Here is a 13276-nt window from a genome sequence, read left to right as displayed (position 1 = left end):
CTCTTTTCAATTTCCCCACCGAAATCACTCCTTTAGCTTTATACTTATGATTCTATCAAATAAAAAACTGTGTGAGTAAGGAATCGTACGCATTCCTCACTTACACAGTTAATATTACACTCCCCTCTCATATAAGATGGAAATTAGTCCGACAATATTTTGTCGGACTCATTTTTTCATTCAGCGGTGGTGCCTGTCATTGTTAAATTGTTTTTTATTGTTGTTTTTCTGATTATGGTTCTTTTTATGATTATTTTTGTGTTGATTTTTACTGTCCTTTTTCTGATGATGTTGATTATTTTTTTGCAGCTTGCTCTTTTCATTCTTACTATGATCTTTGTACAGTCTATTATTAGCAGAATTCCCTTTTTCCTTTTGTTTTTCCTTAATTTGCTTATAACTATTCTCATTTTGTTTTTTTGTTTCTTTATTTATCACTTTTTGTCTTTTTGTTCTTTCAATTGCCTCTTCATTGCTTGTCGGAGCTTTTGAGCTGGGTGGATTTAGTTTTAGCTCTTTTTTAAACTCTTTTTTCGGTTTCTTGTTTTGATCGCTCTCTTTTGTCGTCGATTTCTTCTGCTCTGAAATTAATTTACCTGGCGTAACACCATTTTCAAGCGCTTGATCCCGTTCTTTAGCAGTAGCCTCATAGGAAGTGACTCTAGCTTCGTCTTCTGAAATCGATTTTTCTAAATCACTAATGGTTTTGTCAATTTCTCGATCTGCCTCTTGTTTCGATTCACCAATATGAACAGTACTAATGACAATCTCCTGCTCTTTTTTTAAATAGCCTTTGCTTTTAATAGTATTTAAAATACTGTCCGTCACCTCATGAATACCTTTAAGCTTCCAGTCTCCCAGTTCTTCGATTATCTCCTTGCCTTCTTCATTATATGGAATCAGTTCAATAACCTTTAAATTTTTATTAAAGCCGAGCTCAATACTTGGATTCACATCAATGCTCATATACGCATACACTTGATCATGATTTAACGGAAGAAAGGCAAAGAGCAAAAATAAACAAGCAATTGCCAGTGCTACAACAGATTTTCCTTTTAACATTTGCCAAAAAACAAAAGGTGAGCTTTTATATGTGTCAAGAGCAGGGATCGGGATTTCCTCACCTATATCATGATGCGTTCCATCGCTTGAAACTTTTAAAAATTCACCATCAGGGGTTAGCAATGTTAAAAAACGTCCGTCTTTTTCCATAATAATACCCGTTTTCACGTTTCCAACACCCCTTTTATATAATCTCTTAAATATAAATAATCGCCGAGCAATATTAAGGAAATGGCCATGATGTATTTACGGTTTCTTTCAATTGTTTTTCTGCTTACCTTTACTGTTTCTTCAAGTTGTTTAATCGGCAATTTCTTTTTTTCAAGTAAATATTGTTTTAGTTCTTCTTGTTCTACTAGCGTTTGCGCCACTTTCATGGCATTTTTTCTAGCATCAGCATGCTTTGGTGAATTTTTAACAAGCTCATCAAAAGAGAGATTGTATTGTTGTAAGATCCCTGCAAACTGAATAATTTCACTTTTTCGATACTCTGACTCTGTTTTTCTATGGAATTCATCGATAGATAGTTGAGCCTCTATCGATGAATGCTGACTATCTTCTTCATGTTCATCATTTATCTCAATACTTATATTTTTATATTTTGCCTGTGAGCGAATATAATCAATCACTTTTCTCTTAATTAAGATATCAGCAAAGCTCAAAAGTGAACTCCCTTTAGAAGGGTCATATTTTTGGACTGCTTCACTAAATGCTATTAGTCCAATACTAAATTCATCATCCGTTTCTGTAATATATCGCTTACAAATAGATGACACTGATTTTGCAATAAAGGGTTTATATGTTTCGATCAATTCATTTTCTAAAGTATGATCACCCTGCTGTATGGATTGTACAATTTCTTCTAGTGATTGCTTTTTCTTTTTTGTCATGAATATTAAGCCAAACAACAGTCTCACCCCTCTTAGATCACATATAATATATTACGCTATGGCGATCTTTTTTTTAAGGGTAAGAATTTGGAAATTCTTTCTTTGATTGAAGGGTAAGAGATTTATCATTGTTGGCTTTTTAGCAAAAATTAATTCTATGAATTTTCGTTTTCCCCCTCTAAAATTTGAGTGGCCACTGTTAATATAAAGATACGGAAAGTCTATTCATATTTATGGGGGTTAATTTTCTGTAGGTTTTGTATATGTCAGTGTTATTTTGTTGTTAATGCTTTTCAAAACAGTCGCTATAGAGAATGTGGAGGTCTTTCCTTTTTAAGCCTTAGATTGATGCAAGACGACAATTGTAAAATTGGAGCAAGCACTGGCTCAGCTTTTCCCAGCTAAAATAAATAGATCCGAGTCGGAGCACAGCACCAGACTCAGATCTTAGAAGTTGCTTCAATGATTGTCTATTTTTAAGGAGTTAGAGCAAGTTTGCTAAAGTTTGCTTAACTACTTTCAATCACCTTGGATTCATAATATCAGCGCTATTAACGCTCCTTCTCTTGATCATTTTTTTCATTCTTTCGTTCATCCTTGTCGCTTTCATGAACGAGCTTTAAGAGTTCTTCCAGCATTGAGGCCATATCCGCTTTGCTATATTTTCCCGTTTCTGTACTCGGATACTGTTCTTCCCTTTCTGCTAGTTCTTCTTCCTCTTCCTTTTCAACTCTTTCTTCTAACAAATATGCTGGAATTAAGTGTCCTTCAGGCGTAGCATACATTTTATTTAATCTTCTTGTTTCCTTATCGAAAAAGCTATAAACAATCGGGATAATAAATAAGGTCAGCAAAGTACTGCTAATCAGTCCACCGATAACTGCAATTCCCATCGGCTGCATAATTTCAGCACCCTCACCAATTCCGATTGCCAGTGGAATTAACCCTAATATCGTTGTCACTGCCGTCATCAATATCGGCCTTACCCGATCTTTTACAGCGATGATGATGGCGTCATATGTTTTTAACCCGCTTTCCTTCTTCTGATTTATATAATCAACGATCACGATGGCATTATTGACAACAATTCCAGCAAGCACGATAATACCGATCATCGCTGTTAATCCAATCGGAGTTCTTGTTAATGTCAAAGCGATGGCAACACCAATGACCATTAATGGTACTGTAAACAAGATAACTAAAGGATATTTTAATGACTCAAACTGTGCAGCCATGACGATGTAAATTAATACAATCGCTAAAGCAAGTGCCATAATTAAATCATCCATTGTTGATTCTAATAAATCTCGGTCACCGCTGTATACAATTTCTGTTTCTTCACCTAAATCAAGATCAGCGATTTTCTTATCAACCTCTTTGGACATATCTCCTAAATTTGTCGTATTTTTATATTTTACCGTAAACTGGACAGCATTTTGTTGGTTGATTCTTTGAATATGAACCGGTCCTTTTCCTCTTTCAATCGTGACAACCTGATCCAGCGTAATATATTGACCATCTGGCTTTTTGATTAAAAGACCTTCTAGTTGCTCTAAATCCTGAGTAATTTCTGGATCATATTCAACAAAGACACCATAAATATTTCCTGATTCATCAACCATTTGCGTGGCTTGGCTTCCCCGTGTCACATCATTGACAATCATGGCAATTTGAGCAGGGAGCAAGCCTTCATCAAAAGCTTTCTCACGGTCAACAGTCAGCTTAATTTCTTCGAGTTCCTCCATTAGATCTGTAGTTAGCTCAGTTACATCATCCAGCCCTGCAAGAGCTTCATAAATACGCTTAACCGACTCATTCAAGCGCCCTTCATCTAAGTCTCTTACACTGAAGGTCAGCGTATTTGGACTAGATCCAGTGGAAGATTGGAGATTGAAGGATATCTCCGCTGTATCATGGATCGAATGTGCTGTTCTTTCTACATCTCTTTTGATCTCATCTACAAAATCAAAAGTCGAAATCTCGCGCTCTTCTAAATCCTTCATTTTTACATAAAGTTCTGCAATATTAGCATTTTTAGTTCCTCTAAATGCCCCTTCTTGTGTAGTTCCAATTAAACTGACGTAGGTCTCAATCTCATCATGAGCAACGAATTTTCCTTCGATTGCATCGATCACTTTTTCGGTTTCAGTTAATGCTGCTCCATTATCTAATTCAACTCGAACCGTGAAATACCCTTCGTCCGTACTTGGAATAAACTGTGTTCCTACCGTTGTTAAGCCGTAGCCGCCAACTCCTAAAAGAAGCAAGACGACAAGCAAAACGACAGCACGATGACGCAATGACCATTTTATCGACTTTTCCAACCATTTCATAGAAGCTGAGTGCTGCCTTTTTTCTTCAACATTATATTTTGGCTCTTTTAGCCATCTGCTTGCCAACATCGGAACAACCGTTAACGCAACAACTAATGAGGCAAATAAACTAAATGATATTGTCAAAGCAAATTCTGTAAACAATTCACCGATAATCCCTGTGATAAAAATGACTGGTAAAAATACTGATATCGTCGTTAAAGTAGAAGCAATAATCGCTGGACCGACTTCCTTTGCCCCATCTCTTGCTGCTTCTTTCGGCTCTTTACCCATCGATAAATGGCGGTATATATTTTCGATTACAACAATCGCATTGTCCACAAGCATTCCGATTCCTAATGCAAGACCACCTAAAGTCAGAATATTCAAGGTGAAATTGGAAAAATACATCAGTACAAATGTGACAATAACGGAGTAAGGAATCGCGACTCCAATTATTAGCGGACTTTTAACACTCCGCAAAAAGAAAAACAGTACAATCATGGCTAAAATGCCACCCATAATCAATGTCGTCGTTATATTATTGATCGCCAATTGAATATAATCACCTTGGTCAAAGAGAATATCCGAATCAATACTTTCAAACTTTTCCCTTTCAAGGAGCTTATCTAACTCTTCTGTAAAGCTTTTCGAAACAGCCGCCGTATTGGCGTCCGATTGCTGCATAACACTTAACAAAACGGAAGGCTTCTCATTCGTTCTTGTTATCGTGCGATCATCTGCGTTCACAATTTCAACGCTACTTACTTGAGAAAGAGCGACTTTCTCGCCATTTTGCGGATTCGCTGTCACGGTAAGGTTCTTTAACGTGTCAACTGAATTTATAGAACTGATAATTCTAGTTGTTAATTCTTTCCCTTCTGTTAGGATCGTGTCTCCTGGCATCGAAATATCATTAGAGCGGATTACTTCGACGATATCCGCCTGACTTAAGCCATGCTCCTTCAATTTGTCCTGATCTAATTCCACCCTAACCTCTTTAATCGTTGTACCAGAAAGGTTTACACTTGCTACTCCTTCAACTTTTGAAAGCTCTAATTGCAGCTGGTCTGCCAATTCTCGCAAACTTTCTTGATCTGTATCTGAGCTAAGTGAAAGTTGTATAACCGGAAGCTGCGACGGATCAAACTTCATAAATCGAGGTTTTCCAACATCATCTGGAAGAACAGCGCGGTCCAATCTTTCGATAACGTCGCTTTGAACGTCATCAATATTAGAAGTCCACGAAAATTCCATCAAAATTAAATTTGCCCCTTCCTGTGATGTAGACGTCATCGTCTTTAACCCAGGAAGTGTTGCTAATGTACTTTCAAGGGGTTTCGTTACCTTCTCCATTACCTCCTCTGGGCTGGCGCCTTCATAAGAAGTGACAACAACACCAATTGGAGGATTAATATCAGGAATCAGTTTCAATGGAATATTCAATAATGAAACGGCTCCAAGAATAATGACTAGAAGCATTGTTACAAGTGTAAAAACTGGACGTTTAATCGAGAAATTACTAATTTTCAATGACAAAACCCCTCTCGTGATCAAAACTAAATATGATAAGAACAATCTATGAATAAGGACAAAAGCTACTTCTTACTATATAGAAGTCATTTTTTTGATGCAAGCAAAGAGAAAGCTATGCAACCCCCAATACTGTGGTACTAGCTGCCTCACGTCAGAATAAAAAACGCGAGACCTCTCCTACAAAAAGTTCGAAAAAAGCCTCCTTCGCACTTATTGCATGCAAATAATAAAATAAAATATGCTTGCGATAGCAAAAACTTCTCGCCTGAGGGCACCAATTGAATTCTCATAGAGATGAGAGGAACTGATGCTTGTTAAGCCTTGGATCCTTGCGAACGAGTTGCAGGGCATAATCGACAACGAGCAAAATCAATTACCATAAAAAAACAGCCGATTGTGTGATCTTGGCTCTCGCATCACAAATTGGCTGTTTTCAGATTACTTCCTTACAATTGTTAACCCTGTAAACCCGTAGAATAGGGTAATCACAGGACAAAGCAAGCAAAAGAAAGTAAAAGGTAAATATTCTATTGTTGGCACCTCAAGAACAGTTGTTAAAAAGATTCCACAAACTCCCCATGGAACGAGTGGATTAATGACCGTTCCAGCGTCTTCCAGCACTCTTGATAAATTTTTCAAGTGTAAACCAGCAGCCTTAAATGGTTTTTCGAACGTATTTCCAGTTAATAAAATCGATAAGTATTGTTCACCGACTAATAAATTTGTTCCAATCGCTGTCGTCACTGTTGTAGCATAAAGAGCTGGGATTTTGTAAAGGAGCTTGGACATCCCATTTAATAAAGCTGGGATAACGCCTAACTTAAACAAGAGGCCCCCCAATGCTAAAGCAAGAAGCACCAGTGAAATCGAGAAAAACATGCTTTCAATCCCGCCTCTACCTAATAATCGATCAATTTCTTCAACTCCACTTTCAATACGATAGCCTGAAAACAACAGCTCCAGCATTCCTTTAAATTTCAAATCTTTCTGTATCAAAAAAGCAAGAAGCAAAGAAGAAACAATTCCAGATGATAAGGTAATCATTGCTGATACCCGTTTGATCGCTAAAAAAGCAAGAAGTAAAAACGGCAGGAGAGAATAATAGTGAACAAGATTAAGGTGCTGCAATGTTTCTTTTAAACTTATTATTTTTTCAAAACTAACCGTCATTTCTTGCGGGGATAGAATTGTAAATAACACCAATGATATGACAAAAGCGGGAATCGTTGTCCACAGCATATTTTTAATATGCTCAAATAAGTCTACCTTAACTACCATTGAAGCCAGATTAGTAGTATCAGACAACGGTGACATTTTGTCACCGAAAAATGCACCAGAGATTACCGCTCCAGCAGTAATCGGTAATGATAGCTCCAACGCACTGCTTACGCCAATAAATGCCACCCCAAGTGTTGCTGCTGTAGTTAAGGAGCTGCCGATACTTATTCCAATAACCGCTGTCACAATAAAGACAACACTGTAAAAAAAATTTCCATTGACTAATTCTAAAGCGAAAAAGATGAAAGTGGGAATTGTCCCACTCACCATCCAGCTACTGATAAGCATGCCAATAAAGAAAAAAAGCATAACAGCTCCAAGTCCTGATTTTGCTCCTTCTATCATGCCATTTTCTAATTCTTTCAGCGGTACCTTTTTCACAATTCCAAAAAACAGCAAAAGAAATAGTGCGAGAACAATCGGGATATGGGGAACCGCTCCATAGCGAATGATCGAAACGCTTATTCCCCCTAAAATCATGACGATAATAATGAACGCTTCTAGCGTTTTTAATTGTATAATCGGCTTTCCCTGATTCATTTATTTTTATCCTCCAAATTCACTAGAAAGTTCATTTTCGCACTTAAACGCTTTTTAGCACTAAAGTATATATTACTATTTTAATATATGTTTTTTCTTTATCCTTGTCAATGATCACATTCGTTCAATTGGATTAAATTATTCTTTTTTTACCCCTTCTTTCAGTGTAATGCTTAAGTTGTACTTAAGTTCCTGTATGATTGAACAAATTAACATCGAATTACTATTCTATTTGAACAGAAAAACTGCTCGGCTTCTTTTTCTCGTCTTCCGGTCTAATCATCACTCGATTCGGAATTTACTAACTTTGCAATTCTTCCTTCCAGTCTAATAGAAGCCTTATTCGGACTTTACTCTTGCTTCGTTTTCTCCTTACAGTCCTATCATCCCGTTTACAAACTTAAGACTCTACCCAGATCCAAAAAAACGACCCTATAGAAGAGTCGTTTCAGAAGTTCTACAAAAGGATCCGAGGTCATTTGTCACGTTAAAACACAAAATGGTGACAAAAACTGCGCTACCTCGTTCTCCTTGTTGATGAGTTGAACAGGGTTAAGAAGCACTCTTTCCATCTATAAAACACATTTTTGCTTGAAGCTATCGTTTTCAATATAGGTGGTGTTATTGATAATCATCCATAGGATTATAAAGTTTAATCTCGGGATTTTTATCTTGGAACCACCTTAACGCAAAATCATTTTCGAATAGGAAAGCTTTTTTTCCATAGCGGTCATTAACAAGAATGCTTCTAGCAGCAGATAAACTTTCACTAACCTCGTCATTTTCCACCCAACGGGTGATTTTTGACCCTAATCGTTCCATGATCACTTCAACATTATATTCATTTTTCATACGGTGCTCAAATACCTCAAATTGAAGCTGTCCAACTGCACCTAGTAAGTATTCTTCTGTCCGTACATTTCGGAATAACTGAATAGCGCCTTCCTGCACAAGCTGTTCAATTCCTTTATGAAAATGCTTCTGTTTCATGACGTTTTTAGCAGTCACTCTTACAAATAGTTCTGGTGTAAACTGCGGCAGTTTTTCATACTGAAATTGGTTTTTTCCAACTGTTAACGTATCACCAATTTGATAAGTTCCCGAATCGTATAATCCGATGATATCACCACTAACTGCTTCATCAACCGTACTTCTGTCATCAGCCATAAATTGCGTAGATTGGGCAAGCTTCATTTGCTTTCCTAATCTCGGGATATTAACCGTCATTCCTCGCTCAAATTTTCCTGAACAAATTCTTAGGAAAGCAATTCTATCCCTATGTGCTGGATTCATATTTGCTTGTATCTTAAAAATAAATCCGGAAAATTCCTCCGTTAATGGATCGATTTTGCCTTCTGTTGAATTTCTTGCTTGAGGCGATGGGGCAAATTGTAAATAAGTTTCTAAGAAAGTTTGCACACCGAAATTTGTGAGAGCACTCCCGAAAAACACAGGAGTCAGTTCCCCAGTCTCTATCTTTTCTCGGGAAAACTCATTCCCAGCTTCATTCAAAAGCATTATTTCTTCAAGTGTTTGTTCATATAATCCTGAATCTTTAAGCGGGTGAGGTCCTTCAATTTCACCATTGTCATTCAGAGTAACGTATCTTTTCTCCTCATCCACGCGAAATTGTTCAATACGATTGTAAAAGCGATCATAAATTCCAAGGAATTCTTTTCCCATACCGATTGGCCAATTCATCGGGTATGACTCGATCCCCATTACTTCCTCAAGCTCCGCAAGAAGTTCAAGCGGCACTCGTCCTTCCCGATCAAGCTTATTAATAAAAGTAAAAATAGGGATTCCGCGCATGCGACAAACCTTAAAAAGCTTTAGCGTCTGTTCCTCAATTCCTTTGGCCGAATCGATAATCATAACGGCACTGTCAACAGCCGTTAATGTACGATACGTGTCTTCGCTGAAATCTTGGTGCCCTGGTGTATCTAATATGTTGACGCGACGATTTTGATACTCGAACTGCATCACACTGGAAGTGACAGAGATTCCCCGCTGCTTTTCGATCTCCATCCAATCACTTGTTGCAAACTTTCCTGTTTTCTTTCCTTTAACGGTACCAGCATCACGAATGGCACCTCCAAATAATAAAAGCTTTTCAGTTAACGTCGTTTTCCCTGCATCTGGGTGAGAGATGATCGCAAAGGTCCGACGGGATAAAACATCTTCTTTAAAATCTTTAGCCATAAGTAATTGTGTCCTTTCCATCAAACAGCATGTAATATTTTCGCTTTATCTTGTATAAATCTGATATTTGGCTTTCTTTCACTCAAATTCAATGAAAGCATATGATTCCAATATTTCAGCTATTGCACGAAATTAGCCAAAAACAAGTTATTACCCTTATTGTTTAACATAGCCAATATTATAAAACAATCATTCATATTATTGTATTCATCTGCAACGATATATTATATCAAATAGTTGCTTTTTTACATAGCCCTAATCCAATATAATAAGTACAAATCATAATCAAGAAGGTGAGCAAATGGATTCAGTGACACACACATTATTTGGACTAGCATTGTACGGAACGATTGATAAATCAAAATTTGATTCTAAAACAAAGAAGGCCTATTTAACAACTGCTGTTGGAGCAAGTTTGATTCCTGACATTGATGTCATATCGCAACTTTGGGATACAGGCGGCTTATATCAAATGTGGCATAGGGGCATTACCCATTCCATCTTCTTAACGCCCATTTGGGCACTTTTATTTTACCTTTTAGCCATTTTACTATTTAAGGTGAAAGATAAACGACTTTTTTTCCTTGGTTTATTAGCTGTATTTATCCATAATACAAGCGATCTTTTTAATGCTTGGGGAACGGGATACTTAGAACCTTTTTCCTCAATAAGAATTACCTTTGGAACCATTCCAATAGTCGATCTCGTTTTCTGGGTCATTTTAGCAGTCGCTTTTTTATTATCTCGAAAGAATAAAGAGCGTTCTCCATTTTATTTTCGAGCTGCTTGGGGGCTTATTGTTCTCCATCTTGTTATACAGACAACACAAGGGGCCCTCATTTATAAAAATTATCAAGCGGAATATGAACAAATTGCCTTATCAGCAGATTTTGTTCCTTGGAATTTTACTGTCATTACAAAAACAGAGGACGAGGTGAAGCTTTATCACGATAATCTTTTCAAGGAAAAGGAACTGCTCTATACATTAACATCATCCGAAGACGCAAATTTAGAAGAGCTTTTTGATGAAAAACCAGAAGCAAAAACACTCGTTGAATGGGCTCCATTCGTTGTTATTGTAGAAGATGAGGAACGGATCGGCGTTTATGATCCGCGTTTTTATCGAAATGGCCAGTCCTTTTTGTTTGAGTACTTGGAAATGAGATAATACTGGAATAAGATAATCCAATACATCATTGTTGTCTCAAATAAGGAGTTTCCAAATGTTATTCTCGAAGTTTTCTGGTGGACGAATTTTAAAAACAGGGATTGCCGTCTTTTTGACAGCATTGATCTGCTTAGCACTTGAATGGCCTGCGATATTTGCTGTTATAACGGCCATTGTAACAATAGAACCGACTGCTTCAGATTCAATCAAAAAAGGAATTGTTCGCTTTCCTGCATCAGTAATTGGAGCTGCCTATTCCATGCTTTTCACCGCATGGTTCGGAAATTCCGCCGTCACTTACGCCATTTCAGCCATGCTGACGATTTTCACATGTCATAAACTAAAGCTTGACGCAGGAATACTCGTTGCCACATTGACCGCTGTCAATATGATCCCATTTACTGATGCTCAATTTTTTGATAGCTTTCTTGTAAGATTGGGAACAACATCAATCGGTCTAGCGATTTCAACCATTGTTAATTTATTAATTTTACCGCCGCACTTTGGAAAAATTATCATTGATTCTACTTCCGCATTGTTAACGAACAGTGCTACGCTGCTCAAAATGGTTTTTGCTGATGTTGTAAAAGGAAAAAAGAAAAAAGGCACGCTCGATCTCTTTCAACGTGTGTTTAAGGATCTGGAAAAGGCGGAACAATTCTGTCATTTCCAACGGCAGGAATGGAAATATCATAAACACAGCGAAAAAGAAATGCAAAAGGTTCATTATGAACATAAAAGATTATTAGTCATAAGACAAATCCTCTTTCATCTTGGCAATATCATTCATGCTCCAATAAATAACAAGAGGAACCACCTTAAGAACAGTAAAGAGATAATAGCTGTTGTTGATTCCCTTGCTTTAATGTTAGCTGACAGGAGCAATGACAAAGCGCGGAATCATGACGCATTGATTGCTAATCTTTTGCAATATTTTTGGGAATTAAAAAACACACCGATAAAACCCGGCCATTTCACAGCAGAAACAATGATATTATATGAGGTACTGGCTTTAAACGAGCTAGTGGAAAAACTTCTGAAAATCGAGTTAATGAAAAAATAAAAGAGCACTTACTCCTAGAACTCGCCACATTTTAGGGTGCGAAAAACTTTACGCACCCTTTAAAAGCGGGAATTGAGCGCTTTTACTTGCCCACATCGTTCTAATTCTATGTTAACCTCTTGGAATGTGGAATTTTTAACACTCTTCGCCAGTTAGCCATTTTGGCTCTCGAATTCCTTTCGAGAACCAGTTTTTCCGAGGAACTTTATGAACGAAGATCATCACTTTCCTTGCAAAGATCACTGCAAATTTAGAGTAGGCTTAAAAAGATTCGATCCATAAAAAGCTCCGTCTTTTCTAGCTCCCCCATCCGATTCTCTACTTGAGATGGCACAGGCGGATTAGAAAGAATTTGATGAAGGTACATCCACTTACTCTGTTCAATTACCTCTTCATAAGGAAACTCCTTATTTGCAACCGCTTGTAAAATCGCTCCATCAATCAATGCCCAAAATAGATTTACGGCTACTTCCGTATGTAGATAACTTTTAAACTCACCCGTTTTCTTCCCTTCTTCAAGAATATTTGTCACAATTTCGATAAAGAAGGTATTGCTACGTTCTTTTAGATGCTGTTGAAGCTTTACATCTCTTAAAGCAAATAATCTAAACTCATAATGGACGACAACTGAATCAAAACGTGCAGCGTGATACGGATTGCCATTTCGGTATAAATCAAATAAGTATTGCATTTTTTCCAGGGCAGTTTGAAAAGTCGATATCTTTTCACTAAGTAGGCGATTCATTGCCTCTGTTTCTTCATTCATTAATGCCAAATAAATTTCCTCTTTACTCTTGAAATAATTGTAAATAGCTCCTTTACTTATTTTAGAGTGAGCTACGATATCATCAATCGTCGCTGTTTGAAAACCCTTTTTCGCAAAACAATGTAGTGCACTGTCCAAAATTTCTCTCTTCTTTTTTCTTTTGTATTCTTCTGAAACTACCGGTGCCATTCAATCTCCTCCAACAAACTAAATACCTATAGCTCTTGCAGATTATAAAACTTGAAGTTAAATTTAATGATATTCCTATTAGCCAATCAAAGCAATAATTGCACAACACGAACACTGTTGAAAGCAGGAAAAAGAAGGTGGAATATTATGGTACCTATAGTTAGGACACTTGAAAAAGAGTGTTTTATCTATAGGTATTTTTTTATATACTTAAACTTACTAAATAGGAACTAGGGGACAACATGAGTAAAATAACATTTTCAACTACAG

At 37.0% G+C, this 13276-nt stretch carries 8 protein-coding genes; 2 read left to right on the top strand and 6 right to left on the bottom strand.

Annotated features, from left to right (window positions below; all coding sequences use genetic code 11):
- Window positions 1–180: 180 nt before the first annotated feature.
- The 5 genes from PZE06_RS24170 to PZE06_RS24150 form a co-directional block, all read right to left on the bottom strand.
- On the bottom strand, window positions 181–1230 hold the full coding sequence (locus PZE06_RS24170) for an anti-sigma factor domain-containing protein (protein ID WP_151026181.1): 1050 nt from the start codon (window positions 1228–1230) through the stop codon (window positions 181–183).
- The gene (sigI, locus tag PZE06_RS24165) at window positions 1227–1979 is read right to left on the bottom strand and encodes an RNA polymerase sigma factor SigI (protein ID WP_225310809.1); all 753 of its coding nucleotides are present in this window, start codon (window positions 1977–1979) and stop codon (window positions 1227–1229) included. Before sigI ends, PZE06_RS24170 begins: the two co-directional genes overlap by 4 nt.
- A gap of 524 nt (window positions 1980–2503) precedes the next feature.
- Window positions 2504–5797 (bottom strand): efflux RND transporter permease subunit, encoded by a 3294-nt coding sequence (locus PZE06_RS24160; protein ID WP_151026179.1) that lies wholly within the window; start codon window positions 5795–5797, stop codon window positions 2504–2506.
- Between the two features lie 441 nt (window positions 5798–6238).
- Window positions 6239–7618 carry a Na+/H+ antiporter NhaC gene (gene nhaC, locus PZE06_RS24155; protein WP_151026178.1) on the bottom strand — a complete coding sequence of 460 codons (1380 nt, stop codon included), beginning with the start codon at window positions 7616–7618 and terminating at the stop codon, window positions 6239–6241.
- A gap of 621 nt (window positions 7619–8239) precedes the next feature.
- Entirely contained in the window at window positions 8240–9820 is a 1581-nt protein-coding gene (locus PZE06_RS24150) for a peptide chain release factor 3 (protein WP_151026182.1), read from the bottom strand.
- A gap of 301 nt (window positions 9821–10121) precedes the next feature.
- Between PZE06_RS24150 and PZE06_RS24145 the strand changes: the two genes are divergently transcribed.
- Both PZE06_RS24145 and PZE06_RS24140 read left to right on the top strand, forming a co-directional pair.
- The gene (locus PZE06_RS24145; RefSeq protein ID WP_151026177.1) at window positions 10122–10988 is read left to right on the top strand and encodes a metal-dependent hydrolase; all 867 of its coding nucleotides are present in this window, start codon (window positions 10122–10124) and stop codon (window positions 10986–10988) included.
- 55 nt (window positions 10989–11043) lie between these two features.
- Window positions 11044–12051: an FUSC family protein gene (locus PZE06_RS24140; protein ID WP_151026176.1), complete on the top strand. Its 1008-nt coding sequence runs from the start codon at window positions 11044–11046 to the stop codon at window positions 12049–12051.
- A 250-nt stretch (window positions 12052–12301) separates the two neighbouring features.
- Here PZE06_RS24140 and PZE06_RS24135 read toward each other — a convergent pair whose 3' ends face one another.
- Window positions 12302–13006 (bottom strand): TetR/AcrR family transcriptional regulator, encoded by a 705-nt coding sequence (locus PZE06_RS24135; RefSeq protein WP_151026175.1) that lies wholly within the window; start codon window positions 13004–13006, stop codon window positions 12302–12304.
- Window positions 13007–13276 lie beyond the last annotated feature (270 nt).

Source organism: Robertmurraya sp. DFI.2.37, from assembly GCF_029211245.1.
Taxonomy (GTDB): Bacteria; Bacillota; Bacilli; order Bacillales; family Cytobacillaceae; genus Robertmurraya; species Robertmurraya methanolica_A.
This window is presented reverse-complemented; position numbering and strand designations above follow the sequence as displayed.

Bases quoted from the DNA above. Each gene is read 5' to 3' on its own strand.
- nhaC (WP_151026178.1), bottom strand. From the start codon at position 7,618: ATGAATCAGGGAAAGCCGATTATACAATTAAAAACGCTAGAAGCGTTC.
- PZE06_RS24150 (WP_151026182.1), bottom strand. From the start codon at position 9,820: ATGGCTAAAGATTTTAAAGAAGATGTTTTATCCCGTCGGACCTTTGCG.
- PZE06_RS24145 (WP_151026177.1), top strand. From the start codon at position 10,122: ATGGATTCAGTGACACACACATTATTTGGACTAGCATTGTACGGAACG.
- PZE06_RS24140 (WP_151026176.1), top strand. From the start codon at position 11,044: ATGTTATTCTCGAAGTTTTCTGGTGGACGAATTTTAAAAACAGGGATT.
- PZE06_RS24135 (WP_151026175.1), bottom strand. From the start codon at position 13,006: ATGGCACCGGTAGTTTCAGAAGAATACAAAAGAAAAAAGAAGAGAGAA.